The sequence below is a fragment of the Streptomyces sp. NPDC046215 genome (genome assembly GCF_040646215.1).
Classification (GTDB): domain Bacteria; phylum Actinomycetota; class Actinomycetes; order Streptomycetales; family Streptomycetaceae; genus Streptomyces; species Streptomyces stramineus.
In genome coordinates this window covers 22,779-46,560 of sequence record NZ_JBEYZW010000007.1, presented here as the reverse complement: position 1 = coordinate 46,560, position 23,782 = coordinate 22,779, and the positions used below count along the sequence as shown (strand labels likewise).

The 23,782-nt window shown below is 74.1% G+C and carries 26 protein-coding genes; 7 read left to right on the top strand and 19 right to left on the bottom strand.

Translation table 11 applies throughout. The features are described 5' to 3' along the window. Positions 1-4: 4 nt before the first annotated feature. From ABZ951_RS04980 to ABZ951_RS04970, 3 genes are all read right to left on the bottom strand, one after another. The gene (locus ABZ951_RS04980; protein ID WP_344093869.1) at positions 5-1,849 is read right to left on the bottom strand and encodes an asparagine synthase-related protein; all 1,845 of its coding nucleotides are present in this window, start codon (positions 1,847-1,849) and stop codon (positions 5-7) included. A gap of 12 nt (positions 1,850-1,861) precedes the next feature. Beyond that, a complete protein-coding gene (locus ABZ951_RS04975) occupies positions 1,862-2,002 on the bottom strand; it encodes a lasso RiPP family leader peptide-containing protein (RefSeq protein ID WP_344093867.1) in 141 nt (46 codons plus the stop codon). A 165-nt stretch (positions 2,003-2,167) separates the two neighbouring features. Further along, a complete protein-coding gene (locus ABZ951_RS04970; protein WP_344093865.1) occupies positions 2,168-3,088 on the bottom strand; it encodes an SMP-30/gluconolactonase/LRE family protein in 921 nt (306 codons plus the stop codon). A 101-nt stretch (positions 3,089-3,189) separates the two neighbouring features. Between ABZ951_RS04970 and ABZ951_RS04965 the strand changes: the two genes are divergently transcribed. Beyond that, positions 3,190-3,540: a VOC family protein gene (locus ABZ951_RS04965; protein WP_344093863.1), complete on the top strand. Its 351-nt coding sequence runs from the start codon at positions 3,190-3,192 to the stop codon at positions 3,538-3,540. A gap of 768 nt (positions 3,541-4,308) precedes the next feature. Here ABZ951_RS04965 and ABZ951_RS04960 read toward each other — a convergent pair. The 3 genes from ABZ951_RS04960 to ABZ951_RS04950 all read right to left on the bottom strand — a co-directional run bounded on the left by ABZ951_RS04960 (position 4,309) and on the right by ABZ951_RS04950 (position 8,159). Then, positions 4,309-6,339: a DUF5107 domain-containing protein gene (locus ABZ951_RS04960; RefSeq protein WP_344093861.1), complete on the bottom strand. Its 2,031-nt coding sequence runs from the start codon at positions 6,337-6,339 to the stop codon at positions 4,309-4,311. Positions 6,340-6,483: 144 nt separating this feature from the next. Further along, positions 6,484-7,056, bottom strand: coding sequence for a GNAT family protein (locus ABZ951_RS04955; protein WP_344093858.1), 573 nt, complete (start codon positions 7,054-7,056; stop codon positions 6,484-6,486). Positions 7,057-7,160: 104 nt separating this feature from the next. After that, positions 7,161-8,159 carry a helix-turn-helix domain-containing protein gene (locus tag ABZ951_RS04950; RefSeq protein ID WP_344093856.1) on the bottom strand — a complete coding sequence of 333 codons (999 nt, stop codon included), beginning with the start codon at positions 8,157-8,159 and terminating at the stop codon, positions 7,161-7,163. A gap of 157 nt (positions 8,160-8,316) precedes the next feature. Between ABZ951_RS04950 and ABZ951_RS04945 the strand changes: the two genes are divergently transcribed. The 4 genes from ABZ951_RS04945 to ABZ951_RS04930 all read left to right on the top strand — a co-directional run bounded on the left by ABZ951_RS04945 (position 8,317) and on the right by ABZ951_RS04930 (position 11,158). After that, entirely contained in the window at positions 8,317-9,588 is a 1,272-nt protein-coding gene (locus ABZ951_RS04945; RefSeq protein ID WP_344093854.1) for an alpha/beta hydrolase, read from the top strand. 159 nt (positions 9,589-9,747) lie between these two features. After that, positions 9,748-10,122 carry a peptidase inhibitor family I36 protein gene (locus ABZ951_RS04940; RefSeq protein WP_344093852.1) on the top strand — a complete coding sequence of 125 codons (375 nt, stop codon included), beginning with the start codon at positions 9,748-9,750 and terminating at the stop codon, positions 10,120-10,122. Between the two features lie 192 nt (positions 10,123-10,314). Further along, positions 10,315-10,767 carry a hypothetical protein gene (locus ABZ951_RS04935; RefSeq protein ID WP_344093850.1) on the top strand — a complete coding sequence of 151 codons (453 nt, stop codon included), beginning with the start codon at positions 10,315-10,317 and terminating at the stop codon, positions 10,765-10,767. 46 nt (positions 10,768-10,813) lie between these two features. Further along, positions 10,814-11,158: a hypothetical protein gene (locus tag ABZ951_RS04930; protein ID WP_344093848.1), complete on the top strand. Its 345-nt coding sequence runs from the start codon at positions 10,814-10,816 to the stop codon at positions 11,156-11,158. Between the two features lie 7 nt (positions 11,159-11,165). Here ABZ951_RS04930 and ABZ951_RS04925 read toward each other — a convergent pair whose 3' ends face one another. The 4 genes from ABZ951_RS04925 to ABZ951_RS04910 form a co-directional block, all read right to left on the bottom strand. Further along, positions 11,166-12,401 carry a hypothetical protein gene (locus tag ABZ951_RS04925; RefSeq protein ID WP_344093846.1) on the bottom strand — a complete coding sequence of 412 codons (1,236 nt, stop codon included), beginning with the start codon at positions 12,399-12,401 and terminating at the stop codon, positions 11,166-11,168. An 81-nt stretch (positions 12,402-12,482) separates the two neighbouring features. After that, the gene (locus ABZ951_RS04920) at positions 12,483-12,989 is read right to left on the bottom strand and encodes a GNAT family N-acetyltransferase (protein WP_344093844.1); all 507 of its coding nucleotides are present in this window, start codon (positions 12,987-12,989) and stop codon (positions 12,483-12,485) included. Positions 12,990-13,003: 14 nt separating this feature from the next. Next, positions 13,004-13,210, bottom strand: coding sequence for a DUF397 domain-containing protein (locus ABZ951_RS04915; protein ID WP_344093842.1), 207 nt, complete (start codon positions 13,208-13,210; stop codon positions 13,004-13,006). Further along, positions 13,207-14,034, bottom strand: coding sequence for a helix-turn-helix transcriptional regulator (locus tag ABZ951_RS04910; RefSeq protein WP_344093840.1), 828 nt, complete (start codon positions 14,032-14,034; stop codon positions 13,207-13,209). The genes ABZ951_RS04915 and ABZ951_RS04910 overlap by 4 nt, the downstream gene beginning before the upstream one ends. A gap of 132 nt (positions 14,035-14,166) precedes the next feature. Here ABZ951_RS04910 and ABZ951_RS04905 point away from each other — a divergent pair, with 132 nt between their 5' ends. Together ABZ951_RS04905 and ABZ951_RS04900 are read left to right on the top strand one after the other, a co-directional pair. Continuing rightward, on the top strand, positions 14,167-14,490 hold the full coding sequence (locus ABZ951_RS04905) for a hypothetical protein (protein WP_344093838.1): 324 nt from the start codon (positions 14,167-14,169) through the stop codon (positions 14,488-14,490). Further along, complete coding sequence (locus ABZ951_RS04900) at positions 14,487-14,684, top strand: DUF6255 family natural product biosynthesis protein (RefSeq protein WP_344093836.1); 198 nt, start codon at positions 14,487-14,489, stop codon at positions 14,682-14,684. Before ABZ951_RS04905 ends, ABZ951_RS04900 begins: the two co-directional genes overlap by 4 nt. Before the next feature lie 15 nt (positions 14,685-14,699). On the opposite strand, the gene ABZ951_RS04895 is transcribed toward ABZ951_RS04900, so the two are convergent. The 9 genes from ABZ951_RS04895 to ABZ951_RS04855 all read right to left on the bottom strand — a co-directional run bounded on the left by ABZ951_RS04895 (position 14,700) and on the right by ABZ951_RS04855 (position 23,778). Next, positions 14,700-15,305, bottom strand: a complete 606-nt coding sequence (locus tag ABZ951_RS04895) for a DUF4865 family protein (RefSeq protein WP_344093832.1) — start codon at positions 15,303-15,305, stop codon at positions 14,700-14,702. Positions 15,306-15,316: 11 nt separating this feature from the next. Beyond that, positions 15,317-15,688, bottom strand: coding sequence for a cupin domain-containing protein (locus ABZ951_RS04890; protein WP_344093830.1), 372 nt, complete (start codon positions 15,686-15,688; stop codon positions 15,317-15,319). 11 nt (positions 15,689-15,699) lie between these two features. After that, entirely contained in the window at positions 15,700-16,266 is a 567-nt protein-coding gene (locus tag ABZ951_RS04885) for a TetR/AcrR family transcriptional regulator (RefSeq protein WP_344093828.1), read from the bottom strand. A gap of 55 nt (positions 16,267-16,321) precedes the next feature. After that, complete coding sequence (locus ABZ951_RS04880) at positions 16,322-18,406, bottom strand: CHAT domain-containing protein (protein ID WP_344093826.1); 2,085 nt, start codon at positions 18,404-18,406, stop codon at positions 16,322-16,324. Then, a complete protein-coding gene (locus tag ABZ951_RS04875; protein ID WP_344093823.1) occupies positions 18,406-18,780 on the bottom strand; it encodes a CU044_2847 family protein in 375 nt (124 codons plus the stop codon). The genes ABZ951_RS04880 and ABZ951_RS04875 overlap by 1 nt, the downstream gene beginning before the upstream one ends. A 75-nt stretch (positions 18,781-18,855) precedes the next feature. Next, the gene (locus tag ABZ951_RS04870; protein WP_361278978.1) at positions 18,856-19,206 is read right to left on the bottom strand and encodes a hypothetical protein; all 351 of its coding nucleotides are present in this window, start codon (positions 19,204-19,206) and stop codon (positions 18,856-18,858) included. Positions 19,207-19,886: 680 nt separating this feature from the next. Beyond that, entirely contained in the window at positions 19,887-20,591 is a 705-nt protein-coding gene (locus ABZ951_RS04865; protein WP_344093818.1) for a 4'-phosphopantetheinyl transferase superfamily protein, read from the bottom strand. Further along, complete coding sequence (locus tag ABZ951_RS04860; protein WP_361278975.1) at positions 20,591-23,551, bottom strand: amino acid adenylation domain-containing protein; 2,961 nt, start codon at positions 23,549-23,551, stop codon at positions 20,591-20,593. Before ABZ951_RS04860 ends, ABZ951_RS04865 begins: the two co-directional genes overlap by 1 nt. Continuing rightward, the gene (locus tag ABZ951_RS04855) at positions 23,548-23,778 is read right to left on the bottom strand and encodes a phosphopantetheine-binding protein (protein ID WP_344098061.1); all 231 of its coding nucleotides are present in this window, start codon (positions 23,776-23,778) and stop codon (positions 23,548-23,550) included. Before ABZ951_RS04855 ends, ABZ951_RS04860 begins: the two co-directional genes overlap by 4 nt. Positions 23,779-23,782: the final 4 nt, after the last annotated feature.

The window sequence follows — 23,782 nt, the reverse complement described above, 5'->3', positions numbered from 1 at the left end:
GTGGTCACGGCGCTCCTCCGGTCAGCGCGGCGGACATGACGGCCCGGCGGTCGGGGCGGGAGCGGAGCCACAGCTCGCAGCCCAGGGTGGGGTCGAGGGAGCGCAGCGCGTCCGGCCTCGGGTGGAAGCCGAGCAGGCTCGCGCGCACGGCTCCGGCGTCGATCAGCCCGGCGCGGGCCAGCCGGGAGTCCTCGAACAGCTCGACGAGCGCGGTGCGGTTGCGGTGCAGGCCGGCGTAGAAGTCGGCGCCGAACTCGCCCTTGGTGGTCCGGGCCAGGACGGTGTCGGGGACGATGCCCCGCATCGCCGTGGCGAGGACGGGCTTGTACCGGCCGGGGGCGCTGCGCTCGGCGACGCGCACCGACAGCGCCGCCTCGATCACGCCGTCGTCCAGATAGGGGGCGGCGTACTCCAGGCCCATGCCGGACGTCACCTGATCCATCTGCCGGGCGCCGCGCCCGCCGCCCTGGACGTGGGAGAGCGCCGCGTGCTGGCCGCGCTGCGGAGCGAGGGGCTCCACCGCGCCGGCGGCCTCGCGGAGCAGGCCCTGGACGGCGTGGACCGCGTCGGGGGTCGCCCACGGCGGCAGGCGCAGCTCGGTGCCCCAGGCCACGGAGGGCGCGCGGTGAGCGCGGGCCGGCGGTGGCTGGGTGAGGTGATCGGCCCAGGCGGCCAGCCACTGGGCGAACGTGCGGCGGTCCGCGAGGCCGCGCAGCACCGGCCACAGCGGCCACTGCTGGAAGGCCCGCTGCCGGCGGATGCGGGCGAAGGCCGCCAGCGGGTCGCTGCGGACGTAGTCGTGCAGGTGCGGGGCGAAGGCGGTGAACAGCTCGTCACCGCCGCCGCCGAACATGTGCAGCCGGGACCCCCGGCTCTTCATCAGCTCGGCGAGCGCCCGGAACCGGGCGCCGTCGCGCACCCACGCCCCCGGCTCCTCGGTCGTCATCCGCAGGTCGGTGAGGCCGCTGAACCACAGGGGCGAGCGGGAGAACTCGGGCACCACGTGCTCGATGCCGGGCAGTTCGGCGGTGGCGCGGCCGGCCCAGATCGCGTCGTCGTTACCCGGGTCCAGGCCCTGCCAGCGGAGGGTGACCAGGCGGGCCGTGCCGCGGGCGGCGAGGAAGCACAGGCTGGTGGAGTCCATGCCGCCGGAGAGGTCGGAGCTGACGGTGCCGCCGTCCGCCGTGCAGGTCTCCACGGCGGCGGCCAGGGCGCCGCGGACGCCGTAGGCGCCCTCGGCCAGGGAGAGCGCCGGCTCGGGCGGCGTCCACCAGCGCTGGGCGCGGGCGCGCCCGTCCGGCTCGATCAGCAGGCTGTCCTCGGGCCGCAGCCCCTCGACGCCGCGCCACACGCAGCGGTCGGCCAGGGGGTAGGGCGGGGGCGAGGAGAGCAGTTGCAGGGCCAGGAAGCGTTCGTCGGGACTCGCCCCGATCGCCGAGGCGAGCCGGTCGGCCCGGCTGGCCGCGACCGTCGCGCCCACCACCCGCGCGTGGAAGATCCGCCGCACGGCGGACGCGCTGCCCCGCACCCGGACCCGGCCGCCGATCGACGCGGCGACGTGGAAGCTGCCGGCCAGGCCGGCGACCGCCCGCTCCGTGTCCGCGAGGTCGCGGATCCTGCTCAGCCGGGCGGAGAGTTCACCGGCGGTGACCGGGCAGCGCCCGATCACCGCCAGCCTCCCCACCCCGGCTCCACCGACCGTCACATGCCCGTCGGGCCAGCAGCCCAGCAGCCAGGGCCGGCCGGAGTCGTGCGAGATCAGCCGCGTCGCCCAGGGCCGCAGCACATGTGCCGCGGCCAGCCCCGCCTCGCCGTCCGGCAGGGCCGCGAACCACACTTCATCGGTCACGGGGTGTCGGCCTCAGGCGCCCTCGGGGCGGTAGAAGGCGTACGGGTCCGGCGGCCAGTCGCGCCGTTGCCCCAGGGGCATCCCGCGGGTGAGCTCGGCGAAGTCACCGACCTCCGCCACGGCGGGTGGCTCGTAGCCGTCGAGCTGCTCCATGGAAGATCCCCCTCGGATCGCGGCCTGCGGCGGTGCGGAAACCCGCACGCGATCCGATGCTGTCCCGCTGCGGCCGGGCTACGCGCCGAGCTGGGTGCCACCACCCGAAAGAGCGCTAAAGCAGCATTGCGTCTTATCGTCCTTGTCGTCCCGCCGGTCCGGGGCTCAGGCGGCCAGGGTGGGCGGGGCGCCGGTGACCGACATGACGAGGGAGTACAGGGAGGTGCCGGCCGTGAGGAACAGGCGGTTGCGCTTGGCGCCGCCGAAGGTGATGTTGGCGACGGTCTCGGGCACGTGGAGCCGGCCGAGCAGGGTGCCGTCCGGGTCGTAGCAGTGCACCCCGCCGCCGCAGGCCGCCGCCCAGAGCCGGCCCGTGTCGTCGAAGCGGATGTTGTCGAACATGCCGTCCCCGCAGTCGGTGAAGACCTCGCCGTCGGACAGGGTGCCGTCCGCGCGGACGTCGAAGACGCGGATGTGGTTGGCGCGGGTGTCGGAGACGTAGAGCCGGCGCTCGTCCTGGGAGAAGACGAGCCCGTTGGGCCCCTGGAAGCCGTCGGCTGCCAGGCGGACCTCGCCCGTGGCGGGGTCCAGGCGGTAGACGTTGCAGGCGCCGATCTCGCTGTCGGCCCGGTGGCCCTCGTAGTCGCTGGTGATGCCGAAGTCGGGGTCCGAGAACCAGATGGAGCCGTCGGACTTCACGGCCGCGTCGTTGGGGCTGTTGAGGCGCTTGCCGTCGAACCGGTCGGCGAGGACGGTGACCGAGCCGTCGTGCTCCGTCCGGGTGACCCGGCGATTGCCCTGCTCACAGCTGATCAGCCGGCCCTGCCGGTCGAGGGTGTTGCCGTTGCTGTAGCCGGCGGGCGAGCGGAAGACGCCGACGGCTCCGGTGGTCTCGTCCCAGCGCAGCATGCGGTCGTTGGGGATGTCGCTCCAGAGGAGGTAGCGCCCGGCCGGCACGTACAGGGGCCCTTCCGCCCAGCGGCAGCCCTCGTAGAGCTTCTCCAGCTGCTCGTCGCCGTTGGCACAGTGGCCGGTGCGGAAGCGTTCGTCGAGGGTCTCGTACAGCGGGGTACGGCTCAAGGACATGGGCACGGCCTTTCGGAGCGTTCCCGGCACACGGTGCCGGCACTTTGATGATCTTGACTGTCGCAGGGGGGCGCGGTTGCGGCCCCAACTAGCCTGGTCGCATGAACATTCTGGGGACTTCGCTGAGGGTGTGTGTCGACGATCTGGAAGGGGCGATCGGAGTCTACGAACGCCTCACCGGCGCGGAGGCGCTGCGCTTCCGGCGCGGCGGGGTCGCCGTCGCGGCGGTGGGCTGCTTCTTCCTGATGAGCGGGCCGGAGAGGGAGCTGTCGATCCTCCGGAAGATCACGGCGACGATCGCCGTCACGGATGTGGACGAGGCACTGGACGACCTCCGCTCGGTGGGAGCGGACATCATCGCGGGCCCGGTCCCGACCCCGATCGGCCGCAACCTGGTGGCGAGGCACCCGGACGGCACGGTCTTCGAGTACGTGGACCGCAAGGCGGGGTGAGGGAGAGGGCGCGGCGGGGGGCGGTCATGCCGCGACAGCGGCACTTCTTCCCGCCGCGACGGCGGCATCTCTTTCCGCCGCGACGGCGAACAACCACCCACACGCCCACCGGCGGTACCGCAGCCGCCCACGGCCCATGACACGCCCCCGCCGCGACAGCGGCACATCTCTTCGCCGCCGCCACGGCCAACAACCACCCACACGCCCACCGGCGGTGCCAAGCCCACGCGCAGCCCGCCGCACCGGCCCGCCGCCAGGCGGCACGCGCAAACCGCCCCGCCACGACAGGCGGCACCTCTCCTCCGCCGCCACGGCGAACAACCACCCACACGCCCACCGGCGGTGCCAAGCCCGCCCGCAGCGCATCACACCAGCCCACCGCCAGGCGGGAGGCGAGAGGCGGTGCCAACCCGCCCGCACCCCGTCACACCGGGCCCGCCGCCAGGCGAGAGTCACACCAGCCCGCCGCCAGGCGGCACGCGCAAGCCGTCCCGCCGCGACAGCGGCACCTCTTCTCCGCCGCGACGGCGAACAACCACCCACACGGCCACCGGCGGTGCCAAACCCGCCCGCGGTCCATCACCAATCCGCCGCCAGGCGAGAGGCGGTGCCAAGCCCACGCGCAGCCCGCCGCACCGGCCCGCCGCCAGGCGGGAGGCGGTGCCAACCCGCCCGCACCCCGTCGCACCAGCCCGCCGCCAGGCGACCGGCGACCGGCGACCGGCGGTGCCCGACCGGCCTCAGCCCCCTCGCAACCCGCCGCCGCCGTCAGGCAGGCCGCATCCGGAAGTCGTACCGCCCCGGCAGCGGATGTTCCCTTCGGGCTCGTTCCCGTGTCTCCTCCGTCACCGGGGACGTCCCTGCCACCAGCCGTTCCGCAATCGCCTGCCACGTGTCGGCGAGCGTTTCATCGCCCTCCCTCAGGTCGTCGACCTCGAAGCCCTCGTCGAAGATCGCGCGGGCGGCCGCCGCCTCGCCCCGGGCCAGCAGGGCGCGGGCGCGCAGCAGCTTGAAGCGGCCCCGGTCACGGATCGCGGGGCGCAAGGCGTCCAGGACGCGGCCCGCCTCCTCGGCGCGGTCGGCGGCCAGCAGGGCTTCCACGGTCTCGCGGGCCAGGGCGGTCGTCACGGCCGTCCACCCCGCGCCTTCGCGCCCCTCGGCGCGAGCGCTGTCGTACGCCTTCACGTAGCGGTCGGCGGCCCGCTCCACATGGCCGTCCTCGCGGTCGGCGACGGCCAGGCAGCGCATCGACGGCCAGTGGCCCTCGGAGGTCTGTTCCCAGCTGCGGACGGCCTGCGACCGGTCGCCCGCGTGCCACCGGGCGACGCCCAGGTGGTAGCGGAGGTGGTCGTCGGGGTCACCGACCTCGGCCGTCTCCAGCTGATCGCGCCAGTACGTCGACACCAGCGTCGGCAGGGGCGGCAGGGCCCGCGGCGGCGGAGGCAGGGAGCCCGTGCGCAACAGCTCCGCCCACGGTTCCTGTTCGGCGCCCAGCGTCGACGGATCGAAGGGCGTGCCCGGCAATTCGTAGCGGCCCCGCTCGACTTCGAGGGCGCCCCAGCCGGATCCCGTCGCCAGGCGTTCCTTGGGGTCGAGGTCGGCGTGGGGCCGCCACGCGGCGTACGCCGCGTCGACGTCCGCGCGCGGCAGCGCGGCCTCCAGCCGGGAGGCGACCTCGCCCCGGGCGGCCGCCCAGTCCGCGCCGTGCACGGCGGCCGCGTCGGCGGCCAGGGGCCCGTACGCCTCCAGCCAGGCGAACTCCCCGCCCGCGTCGAGCCGTACGTGCTCCAGCTGGGTGCGGGCGAGCCCGGCCTGGATCTCGGCGTAGCCACCGGTACCGGGCTCGGTCAGCCACTGCTGCCAGCGCTGCCCGCCGGGCCCGGACCCCCAGACGAAGAGTTTGCGGCCGCACAGCAGGTCGGTGGAGGTCTGCACCAGGCCGTGGCCGTCCGCGTCGAGGGCGGCGATCCAGCGGCGGTCGCCGTCCGGCACTTCGTAGAAGAAGTCGGCGGCATGCGGGCTGTTCGGCGGGTAGGTGCGGTCGGCGCCCTCCCACTCCGGGACGGGGACGCGGCGCAGGGAGCGCTCGTAGCCGAAGCGCCACGCGGTGTCGGCGGGGGCGAGGACGCGGCTGCCGCCGCCCTCGGGGACGGCGATGTTGGACCACCAGTACACGGGCGCGGGCCGGTCGTGGGGATTGCGGACGCGTACGCCCACGTAGAGGAAGTCGGAGCCGTCGGGCAGCCACAGGTCGACCTGGAACGGCAGGTCGCGCAGGCGCTCCCACTCCCACAGGCGCAGCATCTCGCCGCCGCCGGGCGCGGGCACCCGCGCGGCGTGCAGGGGGGCGACGGAGAGCGGGGTGTGGCCGGTGGCGCCGATGTTCCATTCGATGCCGCCGGAGAACCAGGCGCCGTTGAGGGCGAACGCGGCGGGCTGGAGGACGGGGTTGCGGTAGAGGAGCTGCCGCCCGGACGGCTTGTGTTCGAGGGAGTGCACGCGCCCGCCGAGGCCGGGGAGGACGGTGGCGCGCAGCCGGTCGTTCTCGATGACGATCGCGTCGACGTCGGTGGGGGTCCGCTGCCGGGTGTAGCCGTCGCGCAGGCGGACGGGGAGGACGGAGCGCAGCGGGGCGTAGCCGACCTGGCGGGCCATCCGGGCGGGCAGCGCGGCTCGTTGCCGGGCGTCGAGGTGGTGTGGTTTACCGGGTGGCAGCAGTGCGGGCAGCGGGTTCTCGGGGCCCAGGGGGGCGGCGGGAAGGGACAGCACGACGCGTCGGATGGTCGTGGTCGTGGGCACGGCTACCTCGTTCTCTCGCCCCTGGTGGTGCGGGCCGGGCCGGGGCGGCGTCGCGGACGGGTGACGGGTTCGGCTCCCGTATCGATATCAGCATCGGGGCGGTCACCGGTACGGGCAGGGGGGCCGGGGCGGGCCGGGCCCACGTCACGGGCGGGCCCGCATCTCGGCGGTGACGGCCCAGCGTTCGTGGTCGCGCCAGGCGCCGTCGATGAAGAGGAAGTCCGGCGAGAATCCCTCCAGGCGGAAGCCGTGCCGCTTGACCAGGGCGATGGAGGGGGCGTTGCCCGGCTGGATGTTCGCCTCCAGGCGGTGCAGTCCCAAGGGGCCGAAGGCGTAGTCGAGGACGAGCCCGAGGCCCTCGCGCAGGTAGCCGCGCCCGGCGGTGGAGGCGAAGGCGCCGTAGCCGAGGGCGGCGCTCTGGAAGCCGCCGCGCACGATGTTGTTGAGGTTGACGAAGCCGGCGATCCCGTCGCCGGCTTCCGGCAGGCAGACGAGCAGGCCCAGGTGGGGGCCGCTCTCCAGCCGGTCCAGGTACGTGGCGAAGCCGGCGTCCGTCGTCGCCATCGACAGCCAGGGGTGGTGCAGCTCGGCGCTGGCGCGCACCAGGCGGGTGAACTCGGCGCCGTCCTCACGGGTGACGGCGCGGATCGCCACGCGCGGTCCCCGGGCGAGGTAGCGGCTGTCGTCGGCGTCGGACGCCTCGTGTCGGTCGAGCACCGTTTCATCGTACGGTCGGCCACTGACACGACCGCCGACACGACCGCCGGCATGACCACCGGACCGCCCGCCGGACCGTCCGCCGCCGTCCGGATACGCCCAGGTCACCGGTGGTCGGCGGGGCGGGCGCCCGTGGCGCCGCTCCACCGGCGGACCAGCAGGCTGCCCAGGGCGGTGCGCCGGTGCAGGACGGCCCGTCCCGCGCGGGTGGTGGTGATCAGGCCGGCGCCGCGCAGCGCGGCGGTGTGGGCGGAGGCCGTGGCGTTGCTGACGTTCAGCCGCCGGGCGAGTCCGCTGGTGGTGTGTTCGTCGGCGAGCAGGAGCAGGGTGTCGAGGCGGGTGCGTCCCACTACGGCGGCCAGCGCGTCGTCCGTGTCACCCGCCCCGGGCGGCGGGAGCGGCAGGCCCGGTCCGGCCGGGTAGGTCACGACGAGGGGGTGGCCGGGCAGTTGGGCGAGGAGCGGGTGGCCGGTCCGGTGGAAGGTGGGCGCGAGCGTCAGGCCGCGGCCGTCCAGCTCGATCTCCAGCGGGTCGGGCCCCGCGAACTCCCAGACGTTTCCCCGCAGCCGGCTGCCGGGGACGGCGGCGGCGAGGGCCGGGGCGATGCCGTGCTCGGCGAGGACGAGGGCATGGCGCACGAACTCCCCCTGGTGCAGGTCCTGCACCAGGGGCCACACCGGGCCCAGTACGGAGTCGAAGGCCGCTCGCTGCGCGCGGCGCATGACGTGCCAGGCTCCGGCGTCACCCTCGTAGAGGCCGCGGACCCACAGCGGGGCGGGCCCCGGGTGGTCCGCGTAGACCCGCTCGATCTCGGAGCGGACCAGGGCCGGTGGCGTGGCCCGGACGGTTTCCAGCCCCTCACTCACCGAGTCGCTGACGATGTCCAGGAAGCGGGGCGCCCGCGCGCCGGGGACCAGGTCCCGCAGCGGCCGGACGGCGCCCGGCAGGGAGTGCAGCACCCGCCGTCTCCAGCGGCCGAAGAACCACTGGTCGTCATCGCGGCACATCGTCATCAGGGCCACGTTCAGCTCTTGCAGCGGGGCGGGCCGGGGGGCGAAGCGGATCCGCGCGAAGTCGGCTGCCGTGAGGTGGATGCGGATCACTACGCCCCCGGGTGCCGTCGCGCCATCGTTTCGGGCAGCGCCTGAAGGATCGCCGGAACCGTTCCCGCGCGGCAGGCTCCAGGTCGTGCCCCGCCCATTCACTCAAGGGTCCGGCGGGAGGCACAAGGACCCGTGTCACACGAGCATGAGGAGAACCATGTCCGCCACCAGAGACGACCGGGCCCGAGACGACCGGGCCGGAGTGGACCGGGCCGGAGTGGACCGGCGCACCGTCGCCAAGTCCGCCGCCGCATTGGCCGGCCTCCTGCTTCTGGACGGCACCCGCACCGCGCAGGCGCGGACCGCGGGAGGTGTCACCGTGCGGCTGCCCGCGCCCACCGGTCCGCACCGGCTCGGGGTCACCACCTTGCACCTGGTCGACCGCCACCGGCGCGACCCGTGGGACAGCGCCATTCCCGTCCGGGAAGTGATGGTCACGGTGTTCTACCCGGCCGGTGCCGTCGCCGGATTCCCGGTCGCGCCCCAGATGACCGCGGACGCCGCGGCGTCGTTCCTGGAGACCGGCCACCGGGTGCGCCGCGAGCTGCCGGAGACGGGGGTGAACTGGGCGGCCACGGTGACTCACGCGCATGCCGGGGCGCCCGCACGGCCGGTGCCCCGGCCGGTGCTGCTGTACAGCCCGGGCGGCGGCGACCCGCGCACCCTCGGCACCGGCACGGCCGAGGAACTCGCGAGCCACGGCTATGTGGTGGTGACCATCGATCACCCGGGCGACGCCGGCGAGGTCGACTTCCCCGGCGCGACGGCGTACCGGGAGAAGGTCCGGCAGACCGTCTTCCGCGGTGACCCCCGGCCCCACGCGGACTTCTTCCGCACCGCGATCGAGACCCGGGTCGCCGACACCCGCTTCGTCCTGGACCGCTTGGAGTCCCTGGCGGCCGGACGCAACCCCGACGCGGCCGGGCGCGCGCTGCCGAAGCACCTCGGCCGGGCTCTGGACCTGCGGCGGGTGGGTGCCTACGGCCACTCGGCGGGCGGCACCACGGTGGCCGCGGCCCTGTACGAGGACCGCAGGATCGACGCCGCCGTCACCATGGAGGGCTATCTGGACCACACACCGGCCGTACCCGGCCGGGCGGGAGAGCTCTTCCCGATCGCAGAGCACGGTGCGGACCGCCCGCTGCTCCTGCTGGGTTCGGGGGACTTCAGCGACCGGCAGGCGCTGGAGCGTTCCTGGGCGCCCGTCCTGGCCCGCTCGCGGGGCCGCGCCCACCGGCGGGTGCTGGACGGCGCCGCGCACTGGGTGTTCAGCGACTACGCCGCGACGGCTCCCCAACTCCAAACCGCGGGGCTGATGTCGGCGGAGGCCCGGACCGCCCTGGTCGGAAAGCTCGCCCCGCGCACATCGATCCCCGCGGTGCGCGGCGCGGTGCGCGCGTTCTTCGACCGGCACCTGCGGGTCTGCTGACCTGCCGACCGGCCGACCGGTCGATCGGCGAGGCGACAATCGCACATCCTGCATCGCGATCACCTTTTCAGGTGATATGACGCATAGTCGGGCGGCCGGTGGAGAGGGTGACGGTGCCTTGATCGACCGCGGCGACCGACCACCCACAGGAGAACCACGATGACGAAGCGCCTCCTCACCCTCCTCACGGCCACCCTGCTCTCCGCCGGCACCGTCCTGGCCACCTCGGCCGACGTCCAGGCGGCGGACTGCCGCAGGGGTTACTTCTGCGTCTGGACGCACGCGAACTTCGACGGCATGAAGATCGAGCACAGCGGCGACGACCACTGGTGGGAGGGGAACATGAGCAACCAGGACTCCTCGTGGGTGAACCACGGCGTCTCGGGGCCGGGGGTCAAGGACCACGTCAAGGTGTACGACGGCCGGAAGCTGCTGGGACACGTCACCCTCTGCCTGGCTCCCGGGCAGGAGGTCGGGTACAACCAGAACGCGAACGACAAGGGCAGCTCGCACACGTGGGCCTCCCGCTGCTGAGCGCTCCGCCGGAAGCCGGGCGCTGCGGACGGCCCGGGGGCGCGGTGCCGGATCCGGAGGCTGACCCGCCGCGCGCATCTCCTTGACCGGCCCCACGAGGCGTGGTGGGGTGCTGCCCACGGACGCGGGGCAGCGGCCCGACACGCCGCGGGTCCCGCCGATCACAGGCAATGCCTCAGGGGGAGAAAGCACATGCGTCTGAGCTCATCCCGCACCGTCAAGGCGGCGCTGGCCACCGCCGTCGCCACCTCGGCGCTGATCATCCCGGCGGCCGGTTCCGCGACCGCCGCGGCTCCAGCCGCCACCGAAATCTCTGCCGACAGCATCGACGCCACTTGCAGAACCCACAGCCGCAACTACGTCGTACGGGAGTACTTCCGGGGACCCGGCCGGTACACGCTGCGCTGCGGCACCAAGACGTGGGGCTGGAAGCACATCAAGCTGCGGCACGGCTGGAACAACACCATGGACAAAAAGATACGCACGGCGATCTGGTCCGGCGCCCCCAACGGCCGGGGCGGGTACTCGACGTACACGGCGCAGTGCCCCAGCGTCGAGAAGTTCCGCACCATCATCGGGACACCGGCCGGCGCGCGTGACCTCCTCACCGCCTACACGGTCAACACGTTCGCCGCCAAGTGCTAGAAGTAGGTCGCTGCCACTGAACGAGGCGAAAGGGCGGGTGAGAGCCATGCCGGCACGGTCACCGGCCGAGCGTGCTCTCGCCCGCTCGTACACCACGGGCGACGGGCAGGTCACCTTCACCGTGTCCGATCTGTCCGCTGACCACCACGACGACCGCAGCGTGACGCTGACGTACCGGCTCACCGTGGCGCGCCGGGATCATCCCGACGAGCGCTGGGAGTTCACGCTGCCCTGGGACGACAAGTCCTTCGCGGACGTGTTCACCTCGCCCGCCCCCGACCCCGAGCGTCTCGGGCTGCTCGTGCACCTCGTCCGCACCCTGCTGGAAGAGTGGTGGGACACCAAAGCGCACAACCGGCGGTCGGCGAAGATGGGCCGCCGCCTGCCCTGAGCCGCGCTCAGTTCGCGGAGGCGAGGGTTCCGAGCCTGCGGTGTGCCGTGCGGACCTCGCCCGTCGGCGTGACGTCCACGGTCTCGACCCAGAGCGTGATACCGGCCGGGAGCACGGTCCCGGCGGCCGCCGCCCGCCGCCGGACTTCGGCGCGGAACGCGGCCGGGTCGTCCGCCGCGGCGTACTCGCGAGACAGGCCGGCCGTGGAGCACCCCAGGGCCTGCGGGGTGGCGTGAAGTGTGCTGCCGTCCCCCGACCGGAGGGTGACGACGGGCGAGGGACGGTACGCGTCCGCGAACATCGGCAGGTTCGAAAAGGGATAGACCCTGTCGTCGAGGACGAGCGACAGCGCCCCGCACACCGCGAACACGGCCACGGCGGGCCACTGGGGTCCGAAACCGGACCCCGTCGCGTACGGCAGCGGCAGCGCGGCCAGCCCCGCGAGCATCGCGTTCTCCCGGAAGTCGACCGCGAGCAGCCACCGCGAGCACAGGTGGAAGAGGACGAGGCCCAGGCCGATCACCGCCCTCGGCCACCACCCCAGGAGCATGAGCGGCGTGCTGAATTCCAGCAGCAGCGCGGCCCAGAGGACGAGCACGCCCCAGCGCGGCCGGCGCACGAGCAGCCACCCGGGGCCGGTCTCCCGGACCGTCTCGCCGTCTCCCGCCCGGAAGCGGGCGAAGAGGGTGAGGTAGAAGGGGAAGAGCCTGCGGTCCGGCCAGCGCATGCCGCGCTTGCGGACCTTGGAGACGGCGGACACGAAGTAGTGGGCCGCCACCGCGCCCCACAGGCCCTGCGCCAGCCAGAACGTGACGTCAATGTTCCGGGTGGCGACCGCGGCGAGCCCCGCACCGGCCGTCCCGAGGAGCGCCATCCCCACCAGGTGCAGGTGGTGGTGCACCTTGAAGTGCCGGGTGCCGTCGTCGTCCTCGGTCACGTAACCGGCGAACTCCCGCGACAGGTATACCGAGGTGAGGAGCGGGAAGACCGCCGCCATGACCACGGCCGCGGGCACCGGCAGGACATTGGCGGTGAAGGCGCACCCGGAGAGCAGCAGCCCGGCCGCGAGGGCGGGGCGGGCGCGGGTGACCCGGCCGCCCACTTTCGCCCCCACCGTGCCCGGTCGCCAGGTCGCTCCGCCGCTCAGCCCTCTGATGGGCTCCAGCGCGGCGAGCAGCACGACGGCGGTGAACAGGGCCCGGAAGGCGGTGTCTCCGACGGGCCCGAAGGCGTGCCATTCCACTCGCCGCTCCCCCGCGTGCCCGCGCATCCGGTCCCGTGGAGCTTTCCCATGAACTGTCCGACATGAACGGACAGGTTCCGGTCAGTCGCGTGGTGCGGCGTAGCAGCGGACGGTGACGGTCGTGTCCGGCCCCCACCGCTGCTCCACCGTGGCCAGGCGTTCCCAGCCGAGGCGCTCGTACAGCGCGGCCGCGGCCGTGTCGGACGCCACGACGTCGAGGACGGGGTGCAGGCCGCGCTCCCGCGCCTCGCGCGCCGCCCGCGCCATCAGGAGGGCGCCGATTCCGTGCCCGCGCGAGGCGGGGTCGACGAACAGGCGGCTGATCACGGCGGTGGACGCGACGGGCACGCCTTCGCGGGCGCTCCACAGACCGGGCGCCGCGTCCCCGACCGCGCTGCGGGCGAGCCCGATGTGCCCGACGATGCGGCCTTGGCGCTCCGCTACCGAGGCGCTTATCAGCGCGGATTGCGTGAGCCAGGCGGCCGGGTCGGCGGGCCAGTTGACGGGATAGCCGTCGGTGCGGTGCACGTCGGCGAGGACGGCGGCGCAGGCGGGGAGGTCGGCGGGGGTGCGAAGGCGGGTGGTCACCCGCACATGATCCCCTACGGGTGCCTTTCCAGAGCGGCGACGAACTCGGCCCAGGCGACGGCGGGGAGCATGAGAACCGGGCCACCCGGGCGCTTACTGTCCCGCACGGGGACGACGCCATCCGTGACGAAGCCACGGGTGTACTCCAGGCATTGCCCCTCGTTCCCACCGCTGTAGCTTGACTTCACCCAGACTGCGCCGGATATATCGGGTGTACTCATGAGGTCCATTCCTCCATCACCTTGCGAATCAGGCGCAGCGACGCCTCTGGAGACAACGCGTCGGCGCGCAGCCGATCGTAGATCACGTTGGCAATCGCTACCTTGGCCGGGGAGTCGATGACCTGGCCCGACACCGGGCTCTCCCCGTAGAAAACGTCCGGTTCATCGTCCCCGAATTTCAGTACGTTGAACGCTAGGTGCGAGGCCGGGGCACCTGTTTCGAACGGCAGTACCTGAAGTGTCACGTGCGGAGACTCCGTCTCTTGCAGCAGACGAGCAAGCTGGTCACGCATGACTTGCGGACCGCCGATCACTCGCCGAAGGCAAGCCTCGTCCAGGATGACCCAGAGCAATGGCGGCTTCTCAACGTCCATCACCTGTCGCCGCTTGAGTCGCCGGGCAACCTTCTCCGCCGTCGCTTCCAGTTCGTCACGGGGATGCGCCTTGCGGAAGACAGCATGTGCGTACTGTTCGGTCTGGAGCAATCCCATGATCAGGCTTGGGCTGTAATCCAGGATCGTCGTCGCGCGCTGCTCAAGCCGCACGTAGGGTTCAAACCAATCCGGGTACCCGCGATGAGCCGCACGCCTCCGCAGTCGCGTGAACATCCCCGGCGTACCGAAGATCTTGTCGCACGCCACGGCGAACTCCGGGCTCGCGAGCCGCTCCCCCGCCTCCACCTTGGCCACGTACTGCTGACCGTACGACGCCCTCTCACCCAGCTCCCGCTGACTCAGTTGCTGCTCTGTGCGCCACACGCGCACCTCGGCGCCGAAGTACGCCGCGCCCGTCTGCGGACTGTCATCACCCAGGTCGTCCGTCATGCCAAACCCCCTTCACCCCAGTCCCGTTGGGGTGACCTAGACCCTGGTCAGCGTACGAGCGGAGCGACAACCCTGGAGGCACACACAGTGAACACGCCCCATGTGGGCGAACCGGTTACGTGAGGTTGCCCTATGGCCCATACCCGTCCGTCCGACCCCTACGCCCCCGCCCGCGGCGAACTCGTCTGGGACAGCGCGCGCCAGCGCCTCGGCGAAGTCATGGACCGCACCGGCTCCCACTACCAACTCCGCCCCCTCGGCGGCGGTACCGAGTGGAACGCCGCACCCGACGACATCACCCCCTCCGGCCGCCCCCGCCTCGCCACCCACGACCGTTGCGCCGAGTGCCAGGAGATCAAGGCCCGGCACCGCGAAGCCACCCGCGTCGGCGACCTCGACGAGGCCCGCTCCTGGACCGCGACCATGGGGCGCCATCAACGGCTGGCCCACTCATGACCGTCCGCTGGCTCGGCCGCCTCGTCCGGCACTGCGCCCACCCCGCCGGCTGGCGGTCACACGGCGCCCACGCCACGTGCGCCGCCGGGTGCGGAACCCGCCGGTTCACGGGCTACGCGGCGCTCCTCCCCGACCCGGGGGAGGAACCCACCCTGCTGGCGACCGCCGACAACTGGTGGGGGCGCAGACGCTGAGCGCCGCCCGCAGGGCTACCAGGCCCGGCCGGCCGGGAGGGCGGACAGGTGCGGGGCCGACACGTGCAGAACCTCGTAGCGCTCCGTCGCCTCCTCCGCCTCCGGTACGGACTCCTCCCACAGGACGAACCGCATGAGCTGCCAGTGATGCGGATCGACCGCGAGGGCGGCGGTGTGCACGCCGTCCCGCCGGGCCAGGGCGCGCAGGGCGGCCAGCTCCCGGTCGACGGCCTCCGCCAGGCCCGTGGGGGACTCGTCCGCCGGGAGGTGCCTCAGGCGGCGGGAGGCGGCCTTCGGCCGCGCCGCGTCCCGGGCGGGGCCCGCCTCGCAGGCCAGGCCCGTCCAGTGGCGGACAACGGGGCGGCCGAAGTCACGGATGATGTTGTGGAAGCCTCCCCCGCCGACGAGGAAGTGCGCCATCGCACCGGTGTCCTGCCAGAGGTAGAACGGTGCGTACTGGTTGACGGGTGAGCCGTCGACGCCGCGGTGGCGGACGACGTACGCCTTGAGGCCCAGTCCGGCCCGGTCGTCGAGGACGTGGCCGCCCTTGGCGACGCGGTCCCGGATGATCCGCATGTCGTAGTCGGCGGGCAGGGTGATCTCGTACTGCTTGGCGTACACGGGGCTGCCTTTCACACGTGGGCGCCGAGTTCGGCCTCGGTGCCGTCCTCGGCCGCTTCCTGGACGGCCAGGTGGGTCATGAAGGTGGTGGGCCCGGCGCCGTGCCAGTGCCACTCGCCGGCTTCGACGCGGACGCGCTCGCCCGCCCGGACGGTCTCCACCGGGCCGCCGCGCCGCTGTACGAGGCCGGAGCCCTCGGTGATGAGGAGGAGTTGCCCGTGGGGGTGGCGGTGCCAGGCGGTGCGGGCGCCGGGGGCGAAGTGGACACTGGAAACGCGCAGCCGGGAGCCCGCGGGGACGGCGATCTCGTCGATCCAGGCGCTGCCGGTGACCGCTTCGGCGGGGGCGGCGACGGTGTCGGGCCGGGTCCGGGTGATGTGCACGGCGGGGCTCCTCACGCGGCGGCGTGCGCGGCGAGCAGCCCCAACACGCCTTGGACGGCCTGCCGGTAGGACTCGGTGGAGCCGGCGGCGCGGGCGAGGACGTAGCCGCCCTGGAGGACGGCGACGACGGTGGAGGCGGTGTCCTCGGGGTCCAGGGTGTCGCCGAGCTCGCCGCGTTCGCGGCCCTCGGTCAGTACCTCGGCGAGCCGGCCGCGGAGCCGGTCGAAGGTCTCGTCGACGGGCCGGCGCAGCTCGGGGTCGGCGACGATGTCGGGGTCCTGGGCGAGCCGTCCGATCGGGCAGCCCTTGAGGACGTCGCGCTCGCGCAGCAGATAGGCGGAGATCCGCTCCAGGGCGGTACCGGGCCCGGCGAACTGCTCCTCGGCCTTCGCCAGCATCTCGTCGGCGGTGCGGCGGATCGCGGCGAGGGCGAGGTCGGGCTTGCCGCGGAAGTGGTGGTACATGCTGCCCTGCCCGGCCCCGGCGTCCTGCTGGATGGCCTTCGGGCTGGTGCCGGTGTATCCGCGCTCCCAGAGCAGCCGGCGCGTGCTCTCGATCAGGCGTTCCGATGTCTCCATGCCGGGAGTGTACATACTAGTAGGTACAGAAGGGGGAGCCGGGCTCGCCGGGCCCCTACCAGGCGGCCGCCGCCCGCGGCGCGAACGACGGCGGCAGGGACGTCAGTTTCACCGTCTTGTCCTCGCTGCCGCTGGCCAGCCAGCGGCTGTCCGGGCTGAACGCCACGCAGAAGACCACGTGGTGGTGCTGAATGCGCATGACCCGGCTGCCGTCGCCCGCGTCCCACAGGACCACCGTGCGGTCCGCGCCCGCCGTGGCGATCCGGCGGCCGTCGGGACTGAACGCGACGTCCTTGACCGCGCCACCGTGGCGGACGAGGAACACCTGGTGTCCGCTGAGGGTGTCCCACAGGCGGACGCAGCCGTCGTCGCCCGCCGTCGCCAGCAGGTGGCCGTCCGGGCTGAACGCGACCGTCCGGACCGGGTGGTCGTGTCTCAGGCGCAGCAGGGCGTCGCCGCCCACCGACCACATCCGCACCGAACGGTCGGCGGAGGCGGTGGCCAGGCGGAGGCCGTCCGGGCAGAAGGCGACGTCGGAGACGACCTGGTCGTGGGCGATGCGCAGCAGCGGCTCGCCGCTGACGCAGTCCCACAGGCGCACGGTCCGGTCGGCGGAGGCCGTGGCGAGGCGGAGGCCGTCGGGGCTGAAGGCCACGCCGAAGACGACGTGTTCGTGGCGCACGCACAGCAGTTGCTCACCGCCGTCGGCGGCCCAGAGCCGGGCCGTGCTGTCGGCGCCGCCGGTGGCCAGGCACCGGCCGTCCGGGCTGAACGCGGTGGCGAGGACGGTGGAGAGCCAGCCGCCGATGGGCTGCTCCCAGATGCGGTTGCCGGTGCGGACGTCCCAGACCCGGACGCGCTTGCGGGAGCCGGTGGCCAGCAGCCGGCCGCCGGGGTGGAAGGCGACGGAGTGCACCCACTGCCGGGCGGGCAGCACCCGCGCGGTGATCGCCGGGTGCTGGGAATCGGTGCTGTGGGGTCCGGCGGGCTCGTCCCGCTCCCCCCTCTCCTCCCGCTCCTCAGCGGCGGGTGGGCGGGGTTCGTCCGGGAGGGTCAGGTCGAAGAGGCGGGCGTTGCCGCCGCGCAGGTAGAGGACGGGGGTGGCCCACTCCAGGCTGTCGTCCTTGCCGACCCGCAGGGCGACCCGCCCGATCCGGACCGCTTCGTCGACGGTGCGGTTGTGCGCCAGCGCCTGGTAGAGGGAGGCCGCGAAGCGGGTGGCGGCCTTGTCGGTGACGGCGAACTGCATGGCGATGATCGCCGGGACGTTGCGGACCAGGACGGCGGCGGTGCTGGAGAACAGGTCGTCGGCGTTGCCCATGCCGGTCTGACAGCTGTTGAGGACGACGAGCTGGGGCTTGGGCCGGGCCACGCTGAGGAGTGCGGAGAGGGCGGAGGCGTGCAGCGGGTGCTCCCGGCCGTCCTGGTCGGCCAGGGAGATCATGCCCTCCTGGCGGGCGGTGTCGTAGGAGCCGTGCCCGATGAAGTGGAGGATGTGACAGCCCTTGAGGAGCCTGCGCGAGAGGTCCTCCGCGGTCTGGCCCGCCACCCAGTCCAGCTCGACGAGCCCCTGCTCCACCAGGGGGCGCAAGGCGACCGTCAGGGCGGCCCGTTCGGCCTCGGCGTCCAGCGCGGCGGCGCTGCCCGGCAGGGAGGTCATGCCGAGGATCCGCAGGGGCGGGTCGGCGTGCAGCGGGGTGACCGGCTCGGGCATGTCCACGTAGCGCACGAGGGATTCCCGCAGGCACAGGTAGCCGCCGAGGCCCTCGTCGTAGAGCAGCTCCCAGGGCAGCACGGCCAGTTCGGGTGCGCGGATGCGCAGCACGACGCGCAGTTCCTCGCCGTGGTCGGCGGCGCGCTGCCGGCTGGACAGGAACAGGTCGCGGACCCGGCCGCCGAAGACGGCGTCGAACAGCTGTGACCCGACTTGCCGGACGGGCACTTCGAGGCCCAGCGCGGCCGCCCGTGAGGTCACCGACGAGGCGAGCACGGCGGACTGGAGCTCGTCGAGGCGCGCGCTGAGGGCGTACGTGTCCAGGCCGACCTCAACGGTGTCCTCCCCGGCGGGGGATGAGACCGTCACCGCGTACCGGTCCCCCTGGCTGCCGATCTCCAGGACGAAATCGCCCGCTTCCCTCATCACAGCTCCCCGGCGGCGCCGGGCGGCGGCCCGGGGAGCGGGGCGGCCCGGTCGGAGCCCTGCCAGACGAGGGTGACCTGGAGGTGGGACGAGCCGCCCGCCGTGATGATCGCCCCGGCCTTGGCGGCCAGGGCCACCCCGAACTCGACGGTGACGGTGTCGGGCCGCACGCGCAGCCCGGCGAGCTGGGAGACGACGTTCTCGGCGACGGCCCGCACGGTGCCGAGGGCCGCCTCGAAGGTCTGCTCCACCCGCTCCACGGCGGCCTGGACGGACGGGCCGCGGGTCACCACCCCGTCGTACGCGGGGGCGCTGTCCGTGCGCTCCACGACGACGATCCCGCCCCCTGCCAGGGGTAACTCAAAAGTCTTCACCCTTCTCCCCCTCTTTTTCCGCTTTCTGCGGGCCTTTTGGCCCGCCTTCCGCCCCCATCGCCCGGACCGCGCCCGTCAGACGGCGGATCCGGGCGGCGGGCCCGCCGTCCGCCACCATTCGAGGAGCTCGCCGTATTCCGCGGGCGGGGCACTGGCCCGCGCGACGATGGCGAGGCTTTCGTTGCTCCACGTGAGATACGTGTCCCCGTCGGAGCCGCCGTGGCACGCCACCGATCCGGCATCCCGGCCGGCCGCGCTGTAGGTCGTCCTGCCGTTCAGCGGGACAGTGGGTCCGCACGCGTTACGCGATATCCGGACGTCTTTCAGAAGAACGTCGAATCCGCCCCTCGTGCTGACGCCGTCGACGAACTGGAGGTACACCACCGGAAATCCGTCGGCCGGCCGGCAGGCGACCACGGCGACCACCGACGGCGGGAATTTCGCCGCGTCCCCGCCGGAACAGCTGCCGCGAATCGACTGCGGCACGTGGGCCAGCAGCGCCCTTGTCCTGTCGCCGGCCGGTTGCCCGGTCCGCGCCGTGCCGGGCGGCTGGACGGACGGGCTGCTGACGGGAGGGGTAGCGACGGGAGGGGCGGGCGAGGTGGTGACCGGTCCCGGCGCGGGGGGCACGGTGGACGAGTGGGCCGTGGGATTTTCACGGCCGGGCCCCGGCGAGGCGTTACTGAGCAGCACCAGACTCGTCACCACGAGCCCGGCGCCTAAGAGGGCCGCCGTCGAGCGAATGACCGGGCTGATGCGGGGAAAGGATATTTCCCGGACCGAGAACCCGCTCCCCAGCAGCGAGATCAGGACCATGAGTCCGCCGAAAACGAAAAGAACGATCGAGGCTGAGGTCGGCATGATTCCCCCCGTTGCATCACGGCCACCCGCAGGGAAATCAGGCTATAGGTTCTTCCGTTGATTCAATTGAGCCGAGCGCCGCCCGTGCAGGCGTTCACCACTTCACGCCCCCTTACTGCGAAACGCCCGCCACCAGGGGGGCCGTACACGCCCCTTGATGCCCGTGGGCCCCGCCCGGCGGGCAGCCCCGCCGCTGCCTCTTCAGCGCCTCCGCCGCGCGGACCGGTGACGGGCGGCGGCCGGGCTCAGCGCGTCCCGGGCGAGGCGAGCGCGACGGCCGCCGCGTACCCAGCTCCCACCGGGACATCGCTCAGCGCCCAGCCCGCGGGGGACGCCGGGACGGTGCCCGTGCCCACGTACGTCACCGCGGGGTCCTCGGACAGGCCGGTACCGGTCCCCTTCAGGTACGCCTCCTTGCGCGTCCAGCAGCGCGCGAACGCGGCCGGGCGCGCCCGCTCCGGCAGCGCGCCCAGTTCGGCGACCTCGCCGGGGTGGAGCGCCTGCCCCACCTCGGCGACGACGGAAGCGGGCTGCTCCTCCTCCACGTCCGCACCGACAGCCGTGGCCGCGAAGGCGAAGAGGGCCAGGTCACCGGCGTGCGAGAGGTTGAAGTGCAGCGGCGTCCCGGCGACGGCGGGGCGGCCGTGCGGCCCGCCGCAGCCGGGGCAGGGCTCGCGCGTCAGCTCCACCGCCGCCGGATCGGTGTCCAGGTACGCGCCGAGCAGGTGGCGCAGCCCCAGGTGGGCGGCGACGTAGCGCTGCCGGTGCAGGTCGCGGACGAAGCCGGCGGCGCGGGCCCGTTCCCGGGGGTCGAGGACGCGCTCGTACACCTGCGGCGGCTCGGCGGGGCGCCCGGACATCCGCAGCAGCCACACCTGCGGCGGGCCTCCGGCCCACGCCCCGGGCAGCGGGTCGTGACCGAGCGTCCGGAGCGCCCCGACGGTGTGCATCAGCCGCTCTCCCCCAGGTGCCCGGCCACCGCCTCGGCGGCCTCCGTGATCGGCCCCGGCAGCGTCATCTGCGCGTGCAGACGGCCGAGGTCACGGTCGATCAGGCTACCGCCGGCCACCTCGGCCTGGTAGAGCGGACCGGTCCCGGCGGCGGCATCCGCCGGGACCGGAGTCACATGGGCGACCGGACGGCGGTCGCCGGGCCGGCCCTCGCGCACCACGGCGCGGGCGGCGGCGCGCTCGTCGGCGGCCAGGAGGGCCTCGACGGCCTCGGGGCCGACGCGCCGGCCGTGCGGCTCCACCTCGCGGTCCGCGCGGCCGGCGTGCTCGACGGTGCCGTCGGCGCGCCGGCGGGCGAGGTCGCCGGTGCGGTACATGCGCTCGCCGGGCCGGCCCTCGGCGGCGGCGAAGGGGTCGCCCACGAACCGCTGGGCGGTCAGCTCGGGGCGCCCCAGGTACCCGGTGGCGAGCTGGGCACCGGCGACGTACAGCTCGCCGGTGACACCGGGCGGGCAGGGGGTGCCGGCCCGGTCCAGGATGTGCAGGCGCGTGTTCCACGCGGGCCTGCCGAGGGGCACGGGCCCGGTCTCGCCCGGCTCGCAGGTGTGGTGGGTGACGTCGGTCGCCGCCTCGGTGGGCCCGTACAGATGGTGCAGCCGGACGCCGGGCAGCAGGCGGTGGAAGGCGTCCGCCGTGGCGCGCGGCAGCACCTCGCCGCCGCTGAAGACGTGCCGCAGGCCGGTGCAGCGCTCCGCGCCCGGCGTGTCCAGGAAGCGGCGGAGCTCCGAGGGCGCGAAGTGGGCGGCGGTGACGCCCTGTTCGCGCAGGGTGCGGGCCAGGGCGGCGGGGTCCCGGTGGTCGTCGGGCCCGGCGACGACGAGCGTCGCGCCTTCGCGCAGGGGCCGGAAGAGCTCCCACACGGACGCGTCGGACGCGGCCGGGGCCTTGTGCAGCACCCGGTCGCCCGGGGCGAGCGGGCACGTGCCCTGCATCCAGCGCAGCCGGTTGTCGATCGCGGAGTGCGGGACGACGACGCCCTCGGGGCGCCCGGTGGTGCCGGAGGTGGGGAGGACGTACGCGGGGTGCTGCGGGGTGAGCGCGCGCCCGGGGTTCGTCGGCAGATATCCGGCGAGCGCGGCGGCCAGGTCCGGGTCGTCCAGGGCGAGCACGGGCAGGCCGGTGTCCGGCAGGGCGGCGCGGCCCGCGGTGTCGGTCAGGACGCAGACGGGTGCGGCGTCCCGGAGCATGCCCGTGAGCGGCTCGGCCGGGTGGCCGGGCTCCAGCGGCAGGTACGCGCCGCCGGCCTTGAGTACGGCCAGGAGGGCGACGACGAGCTCGGTGGAGCGCGGCACGGCGACGGCGGCGAGGGCACCGGGCCGGACCCCGAGGGTGATCAGGTGGCGGGCGAGGCGGTTGGCGCGGGTGTTGAGCTCCGCGTAGGTGAGACTCTCCCCGCCGGACACGAGCGCGGTCGCGCCGGGCGTGCGGGCGGCGCGCGCCTCGACGGGCCCGATGAGCGTGGTGGGCGGCAGGGCGACGGCCGTGTCGTTGAACTCCGTGCGGATCTGCTCGCGCTCCTCGTCGGTGGCCAGGGACAGCCCCGCGAGCGGGTGGTGCGGGTCGCACGCGGCGAGGCGGGCCAAAAGGTCGAGGAAGCGGTGCTGGTGGGCGGCGAGTTCGTCCTGCCCGTAGAGGGCGGGGTTGCCGTCGTAGTCGATGCGCAGGCCGCCGCCGTCGGCCCGGTCGTAGACGCTGACGGTGAGGTCGTCCACGGGGCCGGGGGCGAGGTTGTGCGCGTCGGAGCGGGCGCCGGCGAAGGTGAGCCCGTAATCGAAGGGCATGACGTTGACGAGGGGGCCGACGAGGGCCCGGCCCTCGGCGGGCAGGCCGAGGTCGCGGCGGATGTCCTCGTGGCGGTAGCGCTGGTGGCGGCGGGCGTCGCGGATGCCGAGGACGACCTGGTGGGTCAGCTCGGCGAAGGTCGTGTCGGAGGTGACGCGCAGCCGCAGCGGCAGCACGTTCATGACCATGCCGGGGACGCGCAGGGCCACGGACCCCATGCGGCCCATCACGGGCAGGCCCAGCACCACGTCCTCGCTGCGGGTGGCGCGGGCGAGGTAGCACGCCTGGGCGGCGAGGAGCACGTCCGTGCGGGTGGCGCGGACCGACGCGGCGAGCTCACGCAGCCGGTCGGCGGACTCGGGCGCGAGGTGGGCGGTGCTGCGCAGGGAGGTGCGGGAGGGCCGCGCGGCGCGGCCGGCGAGGGTGGGCGCCTCCGGGCGGTCGGCGAACCGCTCCAGCCAGTGGGCGCGGTCGCGGCCGTGGGCGGCGGAGCCGCGGTAGGCGGCGTCCTCCTCGACGAGGGCGGCGAGCCGGCCGAAGGGGCTGGGGCCGGGGTCGGTGCCGGCGGCGAGGGCGGAGTAGACCTCGGCGACGCGGCGGGCGACGAGGGAGTAGCCGTAGCCGTCCAGGACCGCGTGGTGGACGCGCTGGTACCACAGCCAGCGCCGGTCGCCGACGCGGAACAGGGCGTGGGCGAAGAGCGGGCCGGCCGCCGGGTCGAAGGGCTCGGCGAGGTCGGCGCACATCCAGGCGCGGGCGCTCGCGTCCGCGTCGCGCCGGTCGCGGAGGTCCGCCGTGTGGAGGGGGAAGCCGCGGCCGGGCGGCTCGATCGCCAGGGGCACCTGGCGGGGGCCCTCGGGGGTGTCGGTCAGGCCGACGCGCAGGGCGTCGCACTCGCCGACCGTGCGGTGCAGGGCGTCGGCGAAGAGGAGGGGGTCCACCTCGCCGTGGATCTCGATGTACTCGGCGGTGCTCAGGGCCGGGCTGCCGGGGGCGAGGGCCCGGGCGCGCCACAGGCCCGCCTGGGCCGAGGTCAGGGGCAGCCCCGCCGGCGCGGGCGCGGGCCGCGCGCCGGCGGGGCCGGGCCGGCCGGCCCGGCCCGGGGAGCGGACGGTCATGTCCGGGCCCCCAGCAGGGGGGCCCACTGCTCGATGGCCGGCTGCCCGGCGAGCTCCACGAAGGTGACCTCGGTGCCGTGGTCACGGCGCCAGCGTTCCACGAGGGTCATGATGCGGACGGAGTCCAGCCCGTAGTCGACGAGGTTCTCGTCGTCGGGGATGTCGGCGGGGTCCTCGCCGAGCACGTCGGCGACGTCGGCCCGGATCTGTTCGATCGTGAGTGCCATGGGA

Excerpts from the sequence above, each read along its gene's own strand:
- ABZ951_RS04975 (WP_344093867.1), bottom strand. The coding sequence starts at position 2,002 with ATGGAGCAGCTCGACGGCTACGAGCCACCCGCCGTGGCGGAGGTCGGT.
- ABZ951_RS04970 (WP_344093865.1), bottom strand. The coding sequence starts at position 3,088 with ATGTCCTTGAGCCGTACCCCGCTGTACGAGACCCTCGACGAACGCTTC.
- ABZ951_RS04965 (WP_344093863.1), top strand. The coding sequence starts at position 3,190 with ATGAACATTCTGGGGACTTCGCTGAGGGTGTGTGTCGACGATCTGGAA.
- ABZ951_RS04945 (WP_344093854.1), top strand. The coding sequence starts at position 8,317 with ATGTCCGCCACCAGAGACGACCGGGCCCGAGACGACCGGGCCGGAGTG.
- ABZ951_RS04940 (WP_344093852.1), top strand. The coding sequence starts at position 9,748 with ATGACGAAGCGCCTCCTCACCCTCCTCACGGCCACCCTGCTCTCCGCC.
- ABZ951_RS04935 (WP_344093850.1), top strand. The coding sequence starts at position 10,315 with ATGCGTCTGAGCTCATCCCGCACCGTCAAGGCGGCGCTGGCCACCGCC.
- ABZ951_RS04930 (WP_344093848.1), top strand. The coding sequence starts at position 10,814 with ATGCCGGCACGGTCACCGGCCGAGCGTGCTCTCGCCCGCTCGTACACC.
- ABZ951_RS04915 (WP_344093842.1), bottom strand. The coding sequence starts at position 13,210 with ATGAGTACACCCGATATATCCGGCGCAGTCTGGGTGAAGTCAAGCTAC.
- ABZ951_RS04910 (WP_344093840.1), bottom strand. The coding sequence starts at position 14,034 with ATGACGGACGACCTGGGTGATGACAGTCCGCAGACGGGCGCGGCGTAC.
- ABZ951_RS04905 (WP_344093838.1), top strand. The coding sequence starts at position 14,167 with ATGGCCCATACCCGTCCGTCCGACCCCTACGCCCCCGCCCGCGGCGAA.
- ABZ951_RS04900 (WP_344093836.1), top strand. The coding sequence starts at position 14,487 with ATGACCGTCCGCTGGCTCGGCCGCCTCGTCCGGCACTGCGCCCACCCC.
- ABZ951_RS04885 (WP_344093828.1), bottom strand. The coding sequence starts at position 16,266 with ATGGAGACATCGGAACGCCTGATCGAGAGCACGCGCCGGCTGCTCTGG.
- ABZ951_RS04880 (WP_344093826.1), bottom strand. The coding sequence starts at position 18,406 with ATGAGGGAAGCGGGCGATTTCGTCCTGGAGATCGGCAGCCAGGGGGAC.
- ABZ951_RS04865 (WP_344093818.1), bottom strand. The coding sequence starts at position 20,591 with ATGCACACCGTCGGGGCGCTCCGGACGCTCGGTCACGACCCGCTGCCC.
- ABZ951_RS04860 (WP_361278975.1), bottom strand. The coding sequence starts at position 23,551 with ATGACCGTCCGCTCCCCGGGCCGGGCCGGCCGGCCCGGCCCCGCCGGC.
- ABZ951_RS04855 (WP_344098061.1), bottom strand. The coding sequence starts at position 23,778 with ATGGCACTCACGATCGAACAGATCCGGGCCGACGTCGCCGACGTGCTC.